General features: G+C 29.2%; 17 protein-coding genes and 1 pseudogene. 16 read left to right on the plus strand and 2 right to left on the minus strand.

Translation table 4 applies throughout. From position 1 onward, the window contains the following. Nucleotide 1 precedes the first annotated feature (1 nt). Nucleotides 2-1,279, plus strand: coding sequence for a dihydrolipoamide acetyltransferase family protein (locus tag ACOBWH_RS02305; RefSeq protein WP_424526891.1), 1,278 nt, complete (start codon nucleotides 2-4; stop codon nucleotides 1,277-1,279). A 16-nt stretch (nucleotides 1,280-1,295) separates the two neighbouring features. Continuing rightward, nucleotides 1,296-2,681, plus strand: coding sequence for a dihydrolipoyl dehydrogenase (gene lpdA, locus ACOBWH_RS02310; protein ID WP_424526892.1), 1,386 nt, complete (start codon nucleotides 1,296-1,298; stop codon nucleotides 2,679-2,681). Nucleotides 2,682-2,760: 79 nt separating this feature from the next. Here the strand turns inward: lpdA and ACOBWH_RS02315 are convergent. Continuing rightward, nucleotides 2,761-3,869, minus strand: a pseudogene (locus ACOBWH_RS02315) (IS3 family transposase). A gap of 57 nt (nucleotides 3,870-3,926) precedes the next feature. Here ACOBWH_RS02315 and ACOBWH_RS02320 point away from each other — a divergent pair. From ACOBWH_RS02320 to ACOBWH_RS02365, 10 genes are all read left to right on the plus strand, one after another. Next, a complete protein-coding gene (locus ACOBWH_RS02320; protein ID WP_424526893.1) occupies nucleotides 3,927-4,094 on the plus strand; it encodes a hypothetical protein in 168 nt (55 codons plus the stop codon). A gap of 299 nt (nucleotides 4,095-4,393) precedes the next feature. Beyond that, on the plus strand, nucleotides 4,394-6,442 hold the full coding sequence (locus tag ACOBWH_RS02325) for a hypothetical protein (RefSeq protein WP_424526894.1): 2,049 nt from the start codon (nucleotides 4,394-4,396) through the stop codon (nucleotides 6,440-6,442). 60 nt (nucleotides 6,443-6,502) lie between these two features. Further along, nucleotides 6,503-8,707, plus strand: coding sequence for a hypothetical protein (locus tag ACOBWH_RS02330; protein ID WP_424526895.1), 2,205 nt, complete (start codon nucleotides 6,503-6,505; stop codon nucleotides 8,705-8,707). A gap of 110 nt (nucleotides 8,708-8,817) precedes the next feature. After that, a complete protein-coding gene (locus tag ACOBWH_RS02335; protein ID WP_424526896.1) occupies nucleotides 8,818-9,402 on the plus strand; it encodes a hypothetical protein in 585 nt (194 codons plus the stop codon). A gap of 11 nt (nucleotides 9,403-9,413) precedes the next feature. After that, nucleotides 9,414-10,922, plus strand: coding sequence for a hypothetical protein (locus ACOBWH_RS02340; RefSeq protein WP_424526897.1), 1,509 nt, complete (start codon nucleotides 9,414-9,416; stop codon nucleotides 10,920-10,922). Nucleotides 10,923-10,958: 36 nt separating this feature from the next. Further along, a complete protein-coding gene (locus ACOBWH_RS02345; protein WP_424526898.1) occupies nucleotides 10,959-13,697 on the plus strand; it encodes a hypothetical protein in 2,739 nt (912 codons plus the stop codon). An 87-nt stretch (nucleotides 13,698-13,784) separates the two neighbouring features. Further along, nucleotides 13,785-14,453 (plus strand): hypothetical protein, encoded by a 669-nt coding sequence (locus tag ACOBWH_RS02350; protein ID WP_424526899.1) that lies wholly within the window; start codon nucleotides 13,785-13,787, stop codon nucleotides 14,451-14,453. Between the two features lie 13 nt (nucleotides 14,454-14,466). Further along, a complete protein-coding gene (locus tag ACOBWH_RS02355; protein WP_424526900.1) occupies nucleotides 14,467-16,011 on the plus strand; it encodes an AAA family ATPase in 1,545 nt (514 codons plus the stop codon). Between the two features lie 26 nt (nucleotides 16,012-16,037). Beyond that, nucleotides 16,038-17,597, plus strand: coding sequence for a VWA domain-containing protein (locus ACOBWH_RS02360; protein ID WP_424526901.1), 1,560 nt, complete (start codon nucleotides 16,038-16,040; stop codon nucleotides 17,595-17,597). Continuing rightward, nucleotides 17,587-18,096 (plus strand): dUTP diphosphatase, encoded by a 510-nt coding sequence (locus ACOBWH_RS02365; protein ID WP_424526902.1) that lies wholly within the window; start codon nucleotides 17,587-17,589, stop codon nucleotides 18,094-18,096. Before ACOBWH_RS02360 ends, ACOBWH_RS02365 begins: the two co-directional genes overlap by 11 nt. Before the next feature lie 32 nt (nucleotides 18,097-18,128). Here ACOBWH_RS02365 and ACOBWH_RS02370 read toward each other — a convergent pair whose 3' ends face one another. Further along, complete coding sequence (locus ACOBWH_RS02370) at nucleotides 18,129-18,374, minus strand: ferredoxin (protein WP_424526903.1); 246 nt, start codon at nucleotides 18,372-18,374, stop codon at nucleotides 18,129-18,131. Between the two features lie 99 nt (nucleotides 18,375-18,473). Between ACOBWH_RS02370 and ACOBWH_RS02375 the strand changes: the two genes are divergently transcribed. The 4 genes from ACOBWH_RS02375 to ACOBWH_RS02390 are packed head-to-tail and all read left to right on the plus strand — an operon-like array spanning nucleotide 18,474 to nucleotide 22,199. After that, nucleotides 18,474-19,175 (plus strand): hypothetical protein, encoded by a 702-nt coding sequence (locus ACOBWH_RS02375; RefSeq protein ID WP_424526904.1) that lies wholly within the window; start codon nucleotides 18,474-18,476, stop codon nucleotides 19,173-19,175. Between the two features lie 13 nt (nucleotides 19,176-19,188). Further along, nucleotides 19,189-19,860, plus strand: coding sequence for a (d)CMP kinase (gene cmk, locus ACOBWH_RS02380; RefSeq protein WP_424526905.1), 672 nt, complete (start codon nucleotides 19,189-19,191; stop codon nucleotides 19,858-19,860). Further along, nucleotides 19,861-21,177 (plus strand): ribosome biogenesis GTPase Der, encoded by a 1,317-nt coding sequence (der, locus tag ACOBWH_RS02385; RefSeq protein WP_424526906.1) that lies wholly within the window; start codon nucleotides 19,861-19,863, stop codon nucleotides 21,175-21,177. A 14-nt stretch (nucleotides 21,178-21,191) separates the two neighbouring features. Beyond that, a complete protein-coding gene (locus ACOBWH_RS02390; protein WP_424526907.1) occupies nucleotides 21,192-22,199 on the plus strand; it encodes an NAD(P)H-dependent glycerol-3-phosphate dehydrogenase in 1,008 nt (335 codons plus the stop codon). The last annotated feature ends 49 nt before the right edge of the window (nucleotides 22,200-22,248 follow it).

The following is a 22,248-nucleotide window of genomic DNA, read 5'->3' on the forward strand; positions in this document are numbered from 1 at the left end:
AATGGTTAAATTTAAATTTGCAGATATTGGAGAAGGATTAACCGAAGGAAAAGTTGCTAATATTATGATTAAAGTTGGCGATAAAATTAAAGACGGAGATGAAATGTTTGCTGTTGAAACAGATAAAGTTAACACCGAAATTTACGCTCCATGTGATGGAATCGTTAGCAAGATTAACATGAATGTTGGTGACACAATTTATGTTGGCGATGTTGTGGTTGAAATTGATGATGGTGGAGCAGATAGTGCTGATAGCCCTGCTCCAGCACAACTAGCAGCACCAGCAGAAGAAGAAAAAGCGGCTGGAGTCGTTGGTGCAGTGCCAATTTCCAATACTGTTTTAGCTCCTCGTCATTTACCAAGCAGCAATGATGCTAATAGTGGGAATAACAGCAATGTCTTATCAACACCACTTGTGCGAAAAATGGCTGCTGATTTAAAGATTGATTTAACAAAAATTCAAGGGTCAGGACCAAACGGTAAGATTATGAAAGTTGATTTAGCACAAGGTGGTGGCGCCGCAGCAACTGGTCCATCATTATCAGCAATGCCAATTGAAATTCCAAAAATTAATGCAACAGGAGCTGTTCGTCGTGAGCCAATGTCACCAATTCGTAAGGCAATTGCTAAACAAATGACATTGTCAAAAACAGTTATTGCTGAAACAACATTAATGAAAAATATTGATGTTACAAAATTAATTGGAATTAGAACACAATTAAAAGGACAAGCAGAAAAGCAAGGAGTTAAATTAACTTATATGCCTTTCTTTATGAAAGCATGTGCCATTGCGTTAAAAGATTTTCCAATCTTAAATTCATCATACGATCAAGAACAACAAGAAATTATTTTTAAAGATTACTATAATATTGGGATGGCAACTGATACCCCAACAGGGTTGATGGTTCCCGTTGTTAAAGCTGTTGATCAATTAAATATAATGCAAATTGGGAAAATGGTTAATGATTTAGCATCAAAAACACGTGAACGTAAATTAAAACCAGATGAAATGAAAGATGGAACTTTTACAATTACAAATTTTGGTTCAGCTGGAATTGAATTAGCAACACCAGTTATCAACTTTCCAGAAGTTGCAATTTTAGGTGTTGGAATTATTAAAAAAACACCAGTTATTAATAGTAACAATGAAGTTGAGGTTAGTTCAATCTTACCATTGTCATTAACAATTGATCATCGTTTAATTGACGGTGCTGATGGTGGACGTTTTTTAGCACGGGTAACTGAATTATTAGAATCACCGGCTTTATTATTATTGTAAGAGAAGAGGTCATGAGATGGAAAATAAATATGATGTAATTGTTGTCGGAGCTGGTCCGGGTGGATATGTTGCGGCAATTAAAGCAGCCCAAGAAGGTTTAAAAACATTAATTATTGAAAAAGAATATTATGGTGGTGTTTGTTTAAACGTTGGTTGTATTCCAACAAAAGCGTTATTAAAAAGTAGTAAAGTTTATGATTTAATTGGTCATGCTGATACTTATGGGATTGATATTTCAAAAATGACAGAAGTTGCCCCAAATTGAATCAAAATGCAGGAACGAAAAGCAAAGGTGGTAACGCAATTAACAAAAGGGGTTGAATTCTTATTGAAAAAAAATAAGGTGGATTTAGTTAAAGGTGAAGCTAAAGCAATTGATAAAAATACGATTGAAGTAGTGGGAAAACGTTATACAAATACAAATTTAATTATTGCAACAGGAAGTGTTTCACGTAATTTACCATTACCAGGATTTGAGCAAGCGGAAAAAGAAGGTTATGTTATTTCATCAACAGAAGCTTTATCATTACCAAAAATTCCAAAAAAATTAGCAATTATTGGTGGTGGTGTTATTGGAATTGAATTTGCGTGTTTGTATCGTCGTTTAGGAACAGAAGTAACAATTTTACAAGGTTTAGATACAATTTTAGAAATGTTAGATAAAGATATTCGGGAAGAATTAACAAAACTATTAATTAAAAATAAAGTTAAAATTGAAACATCTGTTAAAATTAAAGAAATTAAAGGTAAAACAGTTATTTATGATGATAGTGAAGGTAAAGAAGTTAAATTAGCAACTGATTATTGTTTAGTATCAGTTGGGCGTGTACCTGTTACAACTGGTTTTGAGAATATTGGTTTAAAAATTGGTGAACGAAAAAATATTGAAGTTGATGATCAATGCCGCACTAATTTACCGGGCGTTTATGCCATTGGGGATGTTGTTGGAAGAGCAATGTTAGCCCATCTTGCTTCAGCACAAGGACTTTTAGTAATTAACAATATTAAAGGACAAAATGAAAAAATGAATTATAATCGAATTCCATCATGTATTTATTCATTTCCAGAAGTTGCAACAGTTGGGATTACCGAAGAACAAGCGATTAAAGACAAGATTGCTTATAAAGCCTTTAAATTCCCCTTATCAGCTAATGGAAAAGCATTAGCTGATGGTGAAACTGATGGGTTTGTTAAAATTTTATGTGAACCAAAATATGGTGAAATTTTAGGAGCACATATTATTGCTGCAACAGCAACTGATATGATTTCAGAAATTACTGTTTGTATGGAAACAGAAGGAACAATTCATGAATTTGGAAAAGCAATTCATCCGCATCCAACTTTATCAGAAGTTTTAATGGAAGTTGCCCATGGATTAGAAGGACATGCTATTCATATTTAAAGTTACAAAAGGTAACTTTTTTTATTATTTTGTAATTTAAAATGTTATACTGGAATGGCAACACTTTTTAGGACACTTTTTATGTAGACTTCTGATTTCTAAATTCAACTGGAGTTAAGTAATTCAAACTACCATGAATTCGAATATTGTTGTATCAATTAATGAAATTAAATAGTTCCAACTTTAATTGTTCTAAATTTTTAAATTTTCGACCATTAATAAATTCAGTTTTAAAAGCTTTATAGGTTGTTTCAGCTACTGCGTTATCGTAAGGGCAACCTTTTGCACTTAATGATCTTTTAATATTAAATGTTAATAAAATTTCTTCAATAATTTTATTTTTAAATTCATTACCACGATCTGTATGAAACAACCTAATTTAATTTAGTGGTCGTGTTATTTTATAAAATGCCTGCTGAACTAGTTCAGCAGTTTTATTTGTTCCAGCGCTATAGCCAATTACTTCACGGTTAAATAAATCAATTAGTAAGCAAATATAATGTCATTTTGAACCAACTTGAACATAGGTTAAATCGCTCACAATAACTTCATTTTGTCTTTTATTACTAAACTCACGATTTAGAATATTACTAATTTGATCATTATTTACAGGAGATTTATGATTGCGATATTTTAATTTAGTATATTTTGATACTAAATTATTTATTGCCATAATTCTTCTAATTTTTTGTCGAGATAAAATAATGTTCTTTCTTGCTAAAATAATTTTAATTTTTCTAGCACCATAAACTTTATAGCTTTCTTTAAATGCACTGATAACTTCATTTTCATAAATATTAATTTCAGTTTTAGTGTTCTTATTAATTTGATAATAATACTTTGATTTTTCTATTTTTAATATTTGACACATTTTCCTCACTGAATATTTGTCTTTATTGTTAGTAATTAATATTACTTTTTGCCGATTATCAGTGCTGCTTGCTTTAAAATATCATTTTCCATTTCTAGTTGCTTATTTCGTTTTCTTAGTTCAATTAACTCATTTTCTTCTGGTGTTCTGTTATCTTTTGCTTTAAAAGAACCAGAATTCTCAAATTTTTTTACTCATTGATAAAGAACTGCCTTTGAAATTTTATATTCGTTAACAATTTCAATATTACTTTTACCATTTTTATATAACATTACGATTTGTTTCTTGAATTCATCGGTGTACTGGTTTTTTGCCATTTTTATATTCCTGCTTTCCTAATAATTTTAGCTTATTTTTTTACAGTCTACATAAATATGGTCCAAGTTACAGAGTTAAAAGAATTAGACCAATTTAATAAAACTACTCGTTGAATTAATACTAAGAATATAACTGAATATAAAATTAATGAAGGAAGTACACCAATTATATATTCTGGTAATCATTCATTAGCAAGAGCAGTAAAAACTATAATAACTCATTAATAAATTATTAGTTTTTAAATAAATTATTTTAAAAATAATTACTTTTTTAGGTTGCAAAAAAAGTTATTTTAAGGTTAAATTAAATCAGAAAATTAAAGAAACTTAATTTTGTAGACGTTTAACTAAATAATATAAGGAGTTTTTCAAAAAACTATGGTTTTTTGGGGAATAGTCGGTACCTAAAACTTTATTCTAAGCTGATTTAATCTTTAATTGCATTTATTCTTAATTTTGCTATAATAAATCCATTATAGCAAGTGGGTTATATAAAGGGGAATTGGGAATTAAGGAAGAGACTAATGGCAAAAAAACCAGGAAGTTGAGATAAACTTAATAAATTAACTAAAAATGTTACTGTTGCTTCGCGAAAAAAAGGATGAATTGCAGCAATTTGTGCATTGTTGTATATTGCGGTTTTGATTCCGTCGTCTTATTTTGCTGTGTCATTTTTAGCAAAAATTTTAAGTTATGGTGGTATTCAAACGGATGGTCCTTTACCAGATTTTGAGGCGGGGGATTATTTTCAAGTTAATTTTGCTAAAACAGAACTCCGAGATAATACGAAAAAAACACCTGTTTTCGCGACATATGAGTTGCCCGCTGATCCAAACACTGGTCGTGTTGCTCAAACACGAGTTCAAGCAACATCATTAAGATTAGAATATGCTTATAATTTTATTTTTCAAAATGCTCCAAAGATGTATATTGCTAATAATATCTTTTTTAAAGGAAAATATGGGGATGATAACCAAATTCAAATTTTAAATATTTATACTAATCCGCAAGGAACAAAAGCATTAGGACTTGCTGATGTTCAAACAAATAAGTTAAATTTAATGAAAAATATGTTGTATTTAAAAATTAAGTATAAAGGTGTAGAGCAATCAACATTAATTTGAATGCCAACTCTTTTTGTTGGAATTGAAGGATTTTTGTCAAATTTTTTAAATTTTAAAACAGCAGAAACAATGAACAAAGATAAGCCGAACCCAACAATTTGAGAAAATCAGACAAAAATTCTGGGTAGTCAAGCAAATAATCTTATGTTAAATGGAAGCAATAATAGTTTAGAATTAACTAATGCAGTTTATGCGGCTTACAAAACAAAATTTACTGCTTTTTATGGTGAAAATAAAGGTGCTAATAAAGAATTTATTGGTGATTATAATCCATATAGTAATTTTGCTATTTCAAGTGTTAATCCACAAGATCAAATTTTACCGGGTGTTTCTGTTAACACTGTTGGATATATGTTTGATATGAATCGAGTGATTCAATCAGCATATCAAAAAAATAATGAATTTAACGGACCATTAGCAAAAAAAGACATTAATATTGGTGGTAAATATATTCCACAGTTATTAATTTTTCTAATTAATGTTTTAGAAACATCAGAAAACCGTGGGTTGGTTTTACCAGAAGATTTAGTGCCAAATGATTGAAAAGATTGATATGGATTAATTCAACCCAAACGATTAGATGTAACTAAACCAGAGCAATTTTATTTTATGTTCTTACCAAAAGATGAAACAATTCAAAATATCATTGGTAATCGTCTTCGTGAACAAGCAAGAGATGTTTTAGATGGTAAAGAGACATTAGCAACCGCTATTAAAGATTTACAAGAAGATGTTTTGAGTAATCCTAATGATTCAAAATATAAATGGGTTTATGATTGAAATATTTTACCATTTCAATCATATGGTTTTATTGAAAAGAGTGACTATACTGTCGTTAAACGAACAATTCAAGAAAATAAAAATTTAGTAATTGATTTTCTTGGTAATCCGGTGCTAGAAACAGAGTTTGTAACAATTGATCAGCCATCATTACATTCAGTTATTAATTTAGTACATCCGGGAAATCTTGATGTCTATACCATTGATGATCCACAGAAACGGAATGCTTTATTTACAAAATATTGAAGTGCTAATTTATATGGTGCAACAAGACCGTTGAATCAAATTAATATTGATGTGCGAAATGTTGGCCTTGATCAAAAGGCATTTGAAGCAATGTTGATGAATCAAGTTATTGATCAAACATGAGAATTTATTCAAAATATTGCTCAAGTAGCAGGTAATAACTTAAATATTGTTAATGGTATTTCAAAAGGACAATATGAGACAGCTTTTGAAAATAATTATCAAATAACATTTACTCCTCTGAATAATTATCATAGTAGTGCTGGTTCATTGTTTGAATGATTCAATGACATCCTTGCTAATGATGAAAACCGTTATAGTCTTTTCACTGTCTGTGATATTAAATTAGCATTACAAGCAGGTGGCAATGTTCCAGAGGATTTAAAGGCGGTTACTTTCCGTTTTAATATTAATTACCAATAAGATAGTAAACAGTGTATAATTATATTAGTAAATATTTTTAAGGAAGGAGAGATGTTCTCAATGTGAAAAATTTTAGCACTTTTAACAGCAACTGTTTTGGTAAGCAGTTCAGCAGCTAGTATGATAGCATGTGGAACACCTTCACCTTCAAAAATTAATGGGAAAGAGAATCTAGCAACAGAATTTACTTTAACAAATAATGTGATTGTTACTGATGACAATGTTCCTGTTATTGACTCAATTTTTGAACAAGCAAAAACAGAACAACGAATTCAGTCGGGAGTAACATTGGATATTTTTACGGTTACTGATTCCGCTAATTTAACAAAGCCTGTTAACCCCAATACACCACAAGATGGTTTTGTTGTTTTAACAGTTCGTGATGATAAAGATATTCCGTTTATTGGTTCAATCAGTATTTATTTTACTGTGGTTAAAAAGGCATCAATTGATCTTAGCCAAACAATTCAGTTAAATGAGCTTTGAGATATTACAAAATATGATTCAATTGATAACTTATACCAAGATATTTGAAAAGTAGCAGTTAATAATCTTCAACCAGATGTACCAACGGGTTATGATACTTATGATATGTCGGGGTTTAAATTACCATTAATTTTTAACCAAAATTTAGATGTTGAAATGCTTGCAACTTATAATGGTAAAGCTAATACACCAACAACATTTTATAGTGGAACAATTACCGTTAAATTAGAAGTTATTAGTTATCGTGCGCAAGTTAACCTAAAATTACAACAAAATAATTTACCACCAGATGCATTATATGATTTAGTTTGAATAGAAGTTAAAAAATATTTTGTAAATGATGCAAGAGTTTCAAATAATCGAAATGATTATTTAATTGATTGAAGTAGTGTGATAGAACCACCAGTTGGAGAAGCTATTTATCTAAACTTCTTAGCAACGCCAAAAGATGAAAAGGCACATCATTATATTCGTGTTGTTGGGGGTGTGACAAAAGATCCAATTTGATTATCATCAACAATTAAATTAACCGTGCCAGTTGTTGTAACGCAAAGAGAACGTCCAAATGTTAATAAAGACTATATTTGAACAATGGCAATGCAAGAAGCAAACTTAGTAAATGGTCCAGAATTAAAGGACTTTGATGTAACAAGTTGAGAAACAACCTTAACTAAAAATTGACCTAGCATCGGTGGGTCAAGAATTGTGACATTGAATGCGATTAACCTTAATACGAATTTAATGTTTAGAGGTGATATTGCAATTGAAGTTGAGTTAATTAATCAAGGAACCGCTATTAGTTTATTACCAGTTGATTCAATTTTATTAGTTCGTCAAGATAATCATACCGTTGATTCAGTGTTAAATTTAGTTTGAAATAATGTTATTAATACATCAGAATGGGGACCTAATTTATCAAAACAATTAAGTAATTTTAGAATTGAACGAAAAGATGATTTAAAACGGGCATTGGAAGCAACAGAACGCAGTGGTGATTGAACGCCTTATGTTATTTCAATTCTTGGCAATCAAGAAGATGGATCTGGTCGTGATGTCGATATTCTTGTTCAAGGAAAAATTAAAATGATTGATAATCCAATTACAACGGATTCAGCAATTGATTTGACAAATAAAAATTATAGTTTTAATGCAACAAAATTAGAAACATGAAGAGACCAGGGGTATTACCTTAATCAACAAATTTGAAAAGATGTGATTAAACAATCAGCATTTGTTGATCAGCAAGAGGCTACTTTTGGAATTTCAAAAAATGAAGCTGATTGAAATGTGAAAGAATTAGGAACAATGATTGGCACTGAAATTAAAAATTATGACCCAAATCAAGGAAATGAACTCGTTTTACAATTTGATTTGATGTTACGAAATCCAACAAATTATGATGGTAAGATAACTGTTAATTTTAAATTAACAGCAGGAGCATCAACTGCTTTTGGCGATATTGATTTAACTAATAAAGTAGTGCCAATTTTTATTCATAAGTTGCCAACAACTGAGGATGAAAAAACTGCTTTGCTAGGAAACATTATGCAAATATTATTAGATGAAGGCATTACAAAAAATACTGCTTTACATAATAAATACCCAAATGTACCGTTAGATTTAAATGTTTATAATGCTTTTACAGAGGAAGTCTTAAACCAATTAGTGTTACCTTCAACAACAGATACTATTAAGGAATCAACTATTACAATTCAAGCATCGATTCCAGTGTTTGAAGGAACAATTAAATTTAAAGTAAAACTTATTTATCAATCATAAAAATTCTTCTAATTTAGAAGAATTTTTTTATTTTTTGAGGATAGTATTTTTTAGAGAAGATGTTATAATCATTGTAAATAAAAGGGAAGTAATAATTTTAGGTGGTATTGATGAGTAAAACAGACAAATGAACAACAAAAGCAAGTTCACAAGACCAGGATATTCGTTTAACACGAATGTATTTTAATAATACAATGGAAATTATTGGTCGTATTATGATTTTACTTGGGGAAGGAATTATGTTGGGGGTTATTATAATTGTGTCAGCTTCATTAGCAATGATTGCAACTAGTAATCTTCCAATTCCTGCTGTTTTTAATAATTTCGGTGTTGCTGATGGTGTTTTTCGCGGGATGACAATTATTCTTGCTCTTTTAGGTATTATTTTTTCGTTGGTTTTTGTTATTCCAACGTTAATTGTTCGTAATATTAAAACAGTAAAATTAACAGGAATTATTTTTATTACATTAGGTTCTTTTTTTACTTTATTAATGTTAGCAATAAGTGTTGTTGCTTATCTTTATATTCCAGTTCGCTTAAATTTTCCTGGGGTTATTATGGCTGGGGTTTGTACATTAGTTTTGTTTTGGGGTAGTTTTTTACTATGATTTTCAGCATGACAACAACAAAAACGAATTAATATTGCGATGGTGGAAAGTTTAGATTTTAGAGCACAATTAAAAGTGGTTGAATAGGAAGGTGTCAAATGGAAAAAGAAAAAACAATATTGTCAAAAAGTGAAACTTCACCAGAACTGGTTCAGACAATTCAATTTGTGGAAGACAATCGACCAGCGTCATTGAAAAGTTTAGATAAAACTGTCATTGATAAAACAGTTAAGTCATTAGGTGAATATGAATTAAAACGAAAGAAGCAAAATAAACCATTGCCGTATCAGCATAATGTTGATGCAACTAAATATTATTTTGCAACAAGGGGTGAAACTTTAGCACGAGTAATGATTGTTTTTGCCCAATTACTATTAATTGTTGTTTCATTAATTTATATTTCAACGTTAAGCCAAGTTCTTGCTCAATTCCTGATGTCTTTGGTTTCAAAATTAAACACCTCTTTTACAGGACCAATTGTTGCGATTGGACAGCCAATTGTTCTTGCTTTAATTATTTTATTATCAATTTCCTGAGTAGCAACATTCTTTTTCTTAACAATTCCAATTTTAATTGCTCAAACATTTCGAACTGTTCATATTTGAACAATTGTGGTAAGTATTGTTGGTAATATTAATTGTTTAATCGTCTTCTTAATTGCAGTATTGCAGATCCTTTATGTCAAAGGTTCAGCTGTTGGATTAAATATTAACCCTTTTATTTTGCCAGGAATCATTCTTGCTTGTTTTGTTTGTTTTACAATTGGATGTATGGCTTTACAAAATAACCGTAAGAAATATCAACGCAAGGTAGAAAATGAATTAGCAAATCAAATTCGTGCAACAAGAGGACAAGGAGAGATTAGGATGTTAACAAAAATTAGTTCAAAACGTGATGAATTAGCATTACAATGAAACACTAGAGTTGAAGTTGCAGCTCGGTTATTAATTATTGGTTTTTCTATTTTAGGTACTTTTATGGGTTACTTTATTAGTGCTGGTTGTGCAATGGCATACAATAATATTAAAAATTTAACAGGTGTTATTTCACATCGAACCTATGAAATTCATTACATTATTGCTGGTGTTGCTGGTCTTGTTTGTGCATTCTTTTTCTTTTGTTTTATTGGTTTGCCATATCTTAAGTTAAAAAGAGCTGCTAGTTTTAAAAGTTGAATTATTATTTCCACTGTTTTTGCTATTGTATATTATGTTGTTTGTTTTGTTTTAGGAGTTACTTATATTGGAATGTTTAATACAATTAACAATTATTTTATTGTTACTTTTACCTTGATTAGTGTTTGTATTTTGGTGATTTTTCCTTCATATGTTTTATTGTGACGAGAAGTTAAAAAACAATGAGTTTTACGAAAACAATTTGAATACTTAGCAGATGAGGAACAAATGAAGAAAGTTGAAACAAAACTAGTTACATTAGAACAAGAACGACAACATCTTGTTGAATTAGAAACAATTAAGTATAATAAAGAAAAATATAATTTAAATAATTTAAAGGAAAAAAAACAACGGATTTATGTTCAAAAACCAGTTTTAGAACAACAAGAAAAAAAGCTAGAAACAAAGTCAAAAGAGCTTAAAGAAAAGTAAAAAAACGATTAATATAGATAGGAGCAAAGATTATTAATGATAAAAGAAGATAAGACTAACAATATTTTAAAATCATCACTACCAATTCGACGTAAATTATCACGAAAAACCAATTTAAAGATTTTTGCCATTGTTGGAACAGTTGCGATTGCGGCTGGTTTGGGTGGTGTTATTTATTCAGCTGTTGCGCCCTCTTCTTATCATAATAAAAATCCGTGAGCTAATGCTACTTTATTAGATAATAAAATTACAAGAATGATAAATTTACAATTATCAAAACCATTAATTGATCTTAATGGTGATCCAGATCCAAAACATTTACCAACCTATGTTTCTTTTAATGTTGGTGAAAAAGATGGGATTGATATTTATGCTAATCTAGATAATATTAAAATTATTCAAGAAATTTTTGCAAAAAAGGATTGAATTAAAAATAATTTAAGTATTGTTGAAACAATGTTACAAGGAACGGGGGCAATTTTATCGGGAACACAAATAATTTATCAAGGAAATCGGTTAAATTTAATTTTACGACCAAAAATTTTAACTTATCCCTATAATGATGATGATAAATATGGTTTAGTAACAGTTACACCGGTTGATAAAGATCGTGGATTGTTTACTTATAAAATTAGATTTGCTTTGCAATTAATTGGAACTGATAATGTTGGTTATTATGTTGATTTAAACAAAACATTTGATTATACATATGATACGACGCAAGCCGCAACGCCAACATGATTAAATTTAAGTCAAATGTTAAATTTAATGAGTAATAGTAAGATTGCTATGTTAGTTCAGAAATATGGGATTGCATTAGATACTAGCAATGAAACAATTTTAAATGCTCTTTTAACAGAATATTATCCAATAGCAAAAGATGATAATAGTATTATTAATGAACAAGTTGTTAATAAAGATGGAGCCCCATTTGCCACAATTACCGATAATCCTTCTGCGAGTAATTTAGCCTTAAATGTTAAATATAATTCTAAAAAATTTAATTCTTTACAACAATTTGGTGCTAGTCTTTTTGATTATCATCGCAATAATTATGGGGCGATTGCAAATATTTTTACTAAGATTGGAATTAAAATGCCAACTTTTACTAATGTTAAAAATAGTTATGATTTATATGAACGAAATACTGACCAAACATTTTTAAATGGTGCAATGCGGAATGAACGGGTTAATTCTTACCAAGGTTATATTAAAGAAATGGGACTAGAATCGGATAATGTTTCTGATAATTTTGATTATGAAAATAATGATTTTAGTCAGTATGTCTGAGGTTCTGAACACCAAATTTTTTATAATGAAGTATTAATTCAGTTTTTAAATATTAATAATAATGGTCTTCCCGATAAAGTTAACCGTGATCCAACTAAAATGTATTATGATCAACAAAGTTATACTGATCGTTCAATTAATTATCAGGAATTTAATTTAGTTGATAATGTTAAAGATGTAATTGAAAATGTTCAATATGATGATTTAGAACGAGAAATTGATCTTCGTTTAACAAATAAAATTACAGCAATTAAAACAAGTTTAAAAAGTTATTTGTTAGAAAAATTAAATAACCAATATATTAACATAAATAATATTGTTAAAGACATTACAGTTGGGGTCGGGACAAATGCCACAACAATTATGGGAACAAGTTTTAATAAACAACCACCGATTAATGGGATGTTACGCGGAAATAATAATAAAGTGTATCAAGATAAACTTTTAAGTCTTCCCAAAATTATTATTAAGGTACAATTTTCATATGATGGAACTATTGGGAATCTTTATGATTTATCTTATGAATATGAAATTCCAACTAAAGTTGTGAAGGACCCGCGTGGAGTTGACAAAAACAGTCTTAGTGTTTTACAATCAAATTTTGCCTTGTCAAAAAGGTATACAACTTTGGATAGTACAAAAGAATTATATAACGATTATCAACAAACAATTACTCAAGTTGCTAATGAATGAGAGCATAATCATCCAACGGGGAGTGGCCAACCAGGTGATAATTATCCGGTTGAGATTTCAAGAAGTAATGGTTTTAATATTGCTGTAAATGAAGTTAGGGTTGGGCGATATAATAACACTAATTTACGAGTGGGAACATATAATGCAACAATTGTTGCAACCAAAGATTCTTTAAATTACCAAGGCAGTTTTAAAACAGGGGTTATTCATGTTACAGCAGCTCCAATTAGTGCTATTTCCTTATCACGGTTGGTGGTAGATAGTTCTTGAACTCAGCAGGATGTATATTGTGAAATTCAAAGACGAATTTTAGCACAAGCACGAAGCAGAGGGTTGAATTTAAATGAATCTGATTTTAGAATTAGTGGGATTTCGGAAAATAGTTTAATAAAATTGAGAACAGGAAATAAAACAATTACGATTACCGCACTTGGTAATGATAATGTTGTAACAGGAATGGCAACTTTTAATTTAATTGTTAATCCTGTTTCAATTAGTAAATATTATGATAAGACTAATCCTGGCGCTCAAAAAGTTGGAAGTTCTGGTCAAAATGTCATAAGTATCATTATGAATCAATTAAAAGAAGCAATTAATAAGGATGGTTATAATATTAATGATATTATTAATTATTTTACAATTGTTATCACTGATACAAATGGAAGGCACCTAAATGATAGTGATATTTTTCAAACGCCAGGAACCTATTGATATGATATTGAAGTAACAGCAATGGGCGGTTCAAAATATTTTAATGGGATAATACAACATATTTTCGTTGTTGAAAAGTAGGAAAAATGTAATTTAATTGCTTAAATTTATGAAAAAATGCTAAAATAATAACAATATGGTTCAATATGTAGCAAAAGGGGGTTCAAAATGAATAAAAATAAGCCAACATATGGGAGCAAATTTCCGGATTTAGAGTTACTTGATACAGAGGAAGAACGACGAAAGTACGAGGAAGATGTTAAAGAATTATCAAAACAAGAACAAAAGCGTTTTAGTTATGTTTCACCAACACAAAATAATGATTTTTCTCAACGTCGCATGTTTTGAGATAGTCCGTTAGAACGGGTTGGGCGTAGTTTTATTATTCTTGGTCAAGTATTTGCAATTACTTTGGCGTACTTTATTGGCCAAAAAGCAATCTTAATTGCTTTAAGTAACTATGTTGATCCTAATATTAAGGTTTTTGCTAATATTTATGTTAAGGATATTTTAAGTTATGGATTTTTATTTATTACATTATTATTTAGTTTATTGTATTTTATTCCAATGGGGATGGCGCGAACTGCCGGAGCAGTTTACGGTTGGGCAGTTGCCTATATTATGTTAGCGATTTTGTACTTTCTATTTGTTGAAATTCTATGTGCGACTTTATTAATCTTAGGTAGTATTAAAACAAACACATCAGAACCAGTTAGCCAGTGATTATTAATATTTATTGTTTTAGTTTTAGTAATTACCTCAATCTGAATTGTTGGCGCATGTCTGTTAGTTGTTAAATCAGATGATGCCAAACGAAGAATTAATTTAGAAGTTTAAGGAGGAAAGAAGAATGATGACACTTACAGAAAGATTAGAAGAATTAACAAAACAGTTACAACAAAATGTTTATGAAAAAGAAGAAATTTTTAATTTAGCAATGTTAGCAATGCTAAGTGGGGAATCTATTTTTCTTTTAGGAAAACCAGGAATTGCAAAATCATTAGTTTCACGACGTTTAAAACATGCTTTTAAAAATGGAACTATTTTTGAATATTTAATGAATCGTTTTTCAACTCCAGAGGAAATTTTTGGACCAATTTCAATTGAGGATTTACAAAAAGGAGTCTATAAACGATTAATTGATAAATATTTGCCAACAGCAGAAATTGTTTTTTTAGATGAAATTTGAAAGGCGGGACCTTCAATTCAAAATACTTTATTAACAATTATTAATGAAAAGATTTTTCGTAATGCTGGAGTTGATATTAAAGTTCCAATGAAATTATTGATTTCTGCGTCAAATGAGTTACCAGCAGAAGGGCAAGGATTAGAGGCGTTATATGACCGTTTTATTATTCGTTATATTGCTCATGGTTTAAAGGATGAAGCAAATTTTAATTATATGATTGCCGGAGTAACAGAATTAGATGTTAAAGTTGATGAAGCTTCACAAATTACGCATGAAGAATATGATGTGTGACGAAAAGAAATTAATAAAGTTAAAATAATTCAGTCAACATTTGATTTTATTTCACGGTTTCGAAAAGCAATGTATATTGCGACTGACGGTGAATATTATATTTCTGATCGTCGATGAAAAAAGATTGCTCATTTAATGAAGGCATCAGCTTTTTATAATGGTCGTGATACAGTTGACAAGGCTGATTGATTAGTTATTCCATATTGTATTTGAGATGATGAAGAACAAGAAGAAGAATATAATGCTATTTTTAATGAGTTTTATTTAGATGCTTTAACTTACGATGTTCGTGAAAAAAAGAATCGTTTAAGTAAAGAATTAGAAGAATTATCAGCGCAATATGAAGATATTCAAGGAGTTAATAGTCGTAAAAGTGAGTATTTAGATGTTTTTGATGGAAAATTACAAGGAACTTTCCATCGGATTCTTTGAAAAAATCAACAATACCCAATTTGCTTTATTCGCGTTGAAGATTTGATTGATGCTCGTCATAACAAAACGCAACCGACATTAGTTGAATTATATTATGGAGAAGATTTAGATAATATGGTTGATGTGTTACGAACTGAAATTAGTTATGTGAATGATAGTACTTTTAAAGTTATTAAAACAGATGAAGAAATTAGAGTTGAAATTAAAAATTCAAAAGTAGAAGACAATAATTCAAAACTTGAGAAAAGAATTTTAGCAGTTGAACGTGAAATTGATAGTTTAGCAACTGCTTTTCCTGATGAAAAAGACCGTTTATTAGAATTAAATTGTATCTTTTTTAAAGACCGTTTTGTTTTAGCAGTTAATAATGCTTTTAATGATGATAAATTAAACTTTAATGAGGATATTGTTGATGTTGATTATCGTTCAAGAGATAACACAGAACCTAATTCTGGAAGTTTATCAAATTTAGTTAAAAATTAATTTTGTGAAACAAAGGAGTATTCACTATGAATCCATATTTAGAGCAAAAAACGGGAGTTAAATTAGCGGAAAAATTAACAGAATTAAAAAAGACGGATTTATCTAGTCCAAATTTTGCTCTGCTAAAAAAATCAAATCGATGATTAAGTGATATTTTTGACCAAGAAATTAATAATTTTTATGATCAAAAAATTGAAGATGAAATTATGAAAATTAAATTAACCCCGAATATTGAAAAGGAAATTTATTTATTTCATTGAATTAAGGTTAATGGGTATGAGGGTTTAAAAAATAATTATGCTTCAACACAGGATTTTTTATTTAAAGTTAATTCACCGTTTTATGATCGACTAAATTATTATCGTTATGAATTTAATAAAAAAAATAATAATCCGAATATGTTATTTCGAGATTTTGTTGGTATATGAGAATCTATTTTGATTAAAAGAATTAATGATTATCGTTTTGCTAAAATTGAAGAGTTACGTAATAAATTTATGCAAGATTTATATAATAAACTTGCAATTTATAATAAAGCTAGTAGTTTGTTAAAAACAGTATGAAATTTTTTTGGAAAAATGTGAGATCCAATCCAATTATTGAAACCGGGTGTTGATATGACAGCAATTGATAAGTTTGCTAAATTTTTAGAAAGTAACCCGGCAATTATGGAGATTGCAACTTTATTAGGGCGTTATCAAGGCGAAAGTAATTTAATTGAACAGCGAATTTTAGAAGAAATTGTGATGGACTATGAATGAAAACCAGTCGGTTCATCACCAGAAGAGATTATTGGTGCTACTGAATCAAAAGATTTAGAACATATGTTTCCTGCCGAATTAGTTTTACTACGCGATTCTGTTTTAAAATATATTTTTTATAAGAAATATATTGAAGGAAAACTAACAACATTTGAATTTTTATCACAAGATAAAGTTCCAAAAGAGCAAATTAAATTAACTACAGTTGAATCATATGTTCCTGAAGAAAAAGGACCAATTGTGTTATCAATTGATACATCCTCTTCAATGCGAGGTAGTCCCGAACAAATTGCTAAGGCCTTGGCGTTGGCAATTGCTAAAATTGCTTTATCAGAACACCGCCCATGTTATATGATTAATTTTTCAAAAAGTTTAGATGTTTATAATTTATCGCAACTAAAAGATTCTGTTCCAAAGTTAATTGATTTTTTATCAAAAAGTTTTGGTGGTGATACGGATGTTGAACCAGCGCTGCAACATACTTTAACGGTAATGGATAGTAATGAATATTTTAATGCTGATTTATTAGTAATTAGTGACTTTATGACTTCGGATTTATCATCTGATATTATTGAAAAAATTAAAGTATTAAGAAAAAGACGTAATCGTTTTCATGCTATTGTTATTGGAACAATGGGCGAAGAAAAGGTGACAACAGTTTTTGATAATGCATGAATTTATGATCTTCGCGATCCATTTGTTTCAGAACGCATTATTGCTTCCTTAACGGGGGAAGTTGTTAAAAAATATGATAAAATTCCGAGAGCAAAAACAATTTTAAATAAAATTAGAACAGAACAGGAGGCCAATAAAAATGTTAAGTAACACAACTTTTGCATATTTACTTGAAAATCAAAAAAAACTAGATCATCATATTTTGACAAAATTTAAGTTAAATGATGAACAAACTTTAGATAAACGAATTTTAGCTTTTTTAGTTGAATTAGCAGAATTTATTAATGAACAACGTGATTTTAAATATTGAAGTATTAAACCAGCTTCAGAGCAAGATATTTTATTAGCAGAATATATTGATGGAATTCATTTTTTAATTAGTATTAGTAGTAGTTTACAAGTTGATTTTAATAAATTTCATTATCAAAATAAATATTTTGGTAAGACAATTAGTTTAACAAAACTGTATTTAGAATGTTTTACTGCTTGTGCCAAATTAATTAAAAAACAAACAATTAAAACTTATTTTCAAGTTTTAAATCAATATTTAATTATTGCTGAACAATTAAAATTTACTGAAGCTGATTTAATTACAGCATATAATAAGAAAAATAAAATAAATTTTGCTCGGCAAGAAAATAATTATTAAAAAATGTTTTATAACTATTTATAAAACATTTTTTAATCAGTATCAAGACTACTCTTACGATTTTCTTTAAATTCTTCTAATGTTTTAATAAAAATGGCAGCAGTTGGGCAAACCATTTGAGCTTCAACTAGTTCTTGATTATTTTCTGTTGTATTTGCAAAACCATCATCATCCATAAAGAATGTTTCGGTTTCATCAATCATAATGCAGCTTCCACAAGAAATACACAAGTCAGTGTTAACATATGTTCTTTTTTTTGAAATATCGCGGTCTGCCATCAAGATCCCTCCATTATCTTATTTATTACTATAATGATAACAAAAATTTTAATAATAATATATAATTTTAATGTAGTTTGAAAAAGTTGGAGGGGTACAATGGAAACTAGAATGGAAAAATTTGCCCAACTACGTGAAATGATTAAGAAAGAAATTGAATTAGATCAAGAAATTAATCAGGCAAATCAAGTAATTAATAGTTATATGGCAAAATTAAATGTAATTGATGCTACTTTGTTTAATAATGTTAAATCAGATTTTGAACAAGAATTTAGTTGAGAAAAAGTATATTTGGATAAAAATCCAGATGAGCAACCATATCCATCTGATTTTAAATATGATTTACAACAATTGTTAGAGCAAGTTGTTAATACAACTAATTTAACAGCACAGGTTAATCCTAAAAATGAACAAAATGCTGGTGATGTTATGCATAATATTTTAATTGCTGAAACCTTGTTAAATAAACCAACTTATCAAAAATATCAGACAATTTTAGAAAGCATTTTAGCTGAAAAAATTACATATCATCGTCTAAGTGATAAAATCCAAGAAGAAAATAGTAATTTTAAAATTAATTCAACAAATATTGAATTTAGTACAATTGCTCATATGCGTAAAAATGACAATCGTAGTACAGCAGAGATGTTAAAAGAATCAAGTATTTTATTAGAAGAAAAACATAATAATGTACTAGTTACTTATCGTAAAGTAAAACTACACTACAAGATGCTATTATTAACAATGCTTTTGCTTGTTGTTTTATTAGGTGTTTGTTTAGCACTAATCTTTGTGTTATAGAAAATGGGAGAAGATGATGAAATTAAATGTAGCTATTGATGGTCCAGCTGGTAGTGGTAAATCTTCTGCTGGTTATGAATTGGCCAAAAAATTAAATTATCAGTTTATTGATACGGGATTAACTTATCGTGCTTTTACTTATTTTTGTGCAAAAGCACAACTTGATTTTAGTAATCATCAGCAGTTAAAAAATCAATTGGCAAAGTTTAATTATCAAGTGCTAAATAATAAAATTTATGTTAATAATGAAGATGTAACAATGATGCTTCAAACAAGTTTAGTGCTTGATAATATTAACAAAATTACTGGCCTTGAGTTTATTCGAACAGCAATGGTCGCATTACAGCGTCAATTAGTTATTAAGAAAGGCAACGTTGTTGTTGGCCGCGATATTACGACGGTTGTTTTACCTGATGCAGAAGTAAAAATTTATTTAACAGCTAGTATTGCTGCTCGGGTTGAACGAAGATGAAGTCAGAATAATGAAAATAATATTATGCCAAATAATTTAACAGAAATTACTGCAAAGTTAAAGGAACGAGATTATGTTGATACAACTCGTGCAGTGGGACCATTAAAAATTGCTGCTGGTGCAATTGTAATTGATAGTAGTACTTTAACCTTTGAACAAACAGTAGCAGCAATTTATCAAGTAGTAATGGATTATAAGAAAGTAGGAAAATAAATGGCACAAAAAGGAACCGTAGCAATTGTAGGACGACCAAATGTTGGGAAATCAACATTATTTAATCGTATTATTAAAAACCGGCTTGCGATTGTTGAAGACACTCCGGGTGTTACACGGGATCGAATTTATGCTTTTTCGGAATGATTGACTCGCGAATTTTTAATGATTGATACAGGGGGAATTACGTTAGATAATGAAGCAATGTTTGCACAAGAGATTAAAATGCAAGCCGAAATTGCCATTGCAGAAGCTGATGTTATTATTTTTGTTTTATCGTATAAAGAAGGCATTAAGCCAGATGATGAAATGATTGCAAAAATATTATATCGTGCGAAAAAACCAGTTTTATTAGTTATTAACAAGTATGATAAACAAGAAAAAGAAAGTGAATTATACGAATATATGACATTAGGGTTTGGTGAACCAATTGCTGTTTCAGCAACCCATGGAATTGGGGTTGGTGATTTATTAGACAAAGTAATTTCTTATTTAGATCAAATTCCAATTCAACCAAAAACCGATGGAACTCATTTTTCCTTAATTGGAAAGCCAAATGTTGGGAAATCATCATTAACAAATGCTATTTTAGGAGAAGAACGAGTAATTGTCTCACCAATTGCAGGAACAACAACTGATTCAATTGATACATCCTTTAAACGAAATGATCACCTTTATACTGTTATTGATACAGCAGGAATTAGACGGAAAGGAAAAGTTTATGAAAAACTAGAAAAATATAGTGTTCTTCGTGCTGTTAGTGCAATTGAACGAAGTGACCTTGTTTTATTAATTATTGATGGAACAGTACCAATTACTGATCAAGATACTAATATTGCAGGAATTGCTTTTGAACAAAATAAACCAATTATTTTAGTTGTTAACAAATGAGATGCTGTAGCAGAAAAAAATGATCGCTCAATGCAGATAATTGAAAAACAAATTCGTGGATATTTTAAATATTTAAATTATACAAAAATGGTTTTTGTTTCCGCGTTAGAAAAAAAGCGTTTGCATATATTATTTCAAACGATTGATGAGGTTTATGCTGGTTTAACTCAGCGCGTAAAAACAAGTGTTTTAAATGAAATTTTAGTTAAAGCACAATTACTAAATCCACCATCAGATTTTAATGGCGGGCGAATAAAAATTTATTATGCAACGCAACCCGAAAGTATGATTCCAACCTTTATTATGTTTTGTAACACTCCTAAGTATATTCATTTTTCCTATAAACGATTTCTTGAAAATCAAATTCGTGAACATTTCGGGTTTGACGGTGTACCAATTAAAATATTATTTAGAGAAAGAAAGTAATGAGGTAAGTAATAATGAGAAAAGAACAAAAGAATATCACTATTATCGGAACGGGAGCGTATGGTACTGTTTTAGCTAATGTTTTAACTGATAATGATCATAATGTTATAATGCATGGTATTGATAGTAAAGAAGTTGATGATATTAACAATGAACATTTGAATAGTCATTTTTTTGGTGATTTAAAAATTAATCGGGAGATTAAAGCAACAACTAATTTTGCCGAAGCCGTTGAAGATGCTGAATATATTATTTTGGGAATTCCAGTTATTGCTATTAAACCAGTTATTGAAAAACTTAATCAAACAGTAACAAAACCAGTCGTTATTATTAATGTCGCAAAAGGATTAGATCCTGAAACACATGAAGTATTATCACATTCAATTGTTAAATTAATTGATAATAAAATTTTAAAAGCATATGCTGGGATTTATGGTCCAAGTATTGCTAAAGAAGTTTTACAACGTAAACCAACTTGCATTATGGCAGTCTCAAATGAAATTGCAATTGCATATGAAGTTCGTAATTTATTTAATAATGAATATTTTGTTACCTTTGCGAATACAGATGTTATTGGTGCTGAATATGCTGTTGCGTTAAAAAATGCTGTTGCAATTGCATCAGGAATTTTTAATGGTCTTTATGCATCAGATAATGCTAAAGCATCATTAATCACAATGGGGTTAAATGAAATTCAACTTTTTGCAAAAACAAAAGGTGCTCAAATTGAAACTTTTTTAAATTTTGCTGGATTGGCAGATTTAATTTTAACTGCAACTTCGAACAAATCACGAAATTATTCGCTTGGTTTTGAAATTGCGCAAGTAGATGATGCTAAAAAAGTATTAGAAAGTCATGCTAAAACAGTTGAAGGAGTTTTAACTTGCAAAACAATTGTTTTAGATGCTCGCGCTAATAAAATAGTATTACCTTTATTTGAAGCTTTATATGATATTTTATATAATAATAAACGCCCAAGTGCGATTATTAATAGTGTTTTTATAAAAGCAATATTGGCATAGCAAAAATTATCATTTTATGATATAATTATTGTACAATAGTGTATGGCAA

The organism is Spiroplasma endosymbiont of Glossina fuscipes fuscipes, from assembly GCF_049669535.1.
Taxonomy (GTDB): domain Bacteria; phylum Bacillota_I; class Bacilli_A; order Mycoplasmatales; family Mycoplasmataceae; genus Spiroplasma.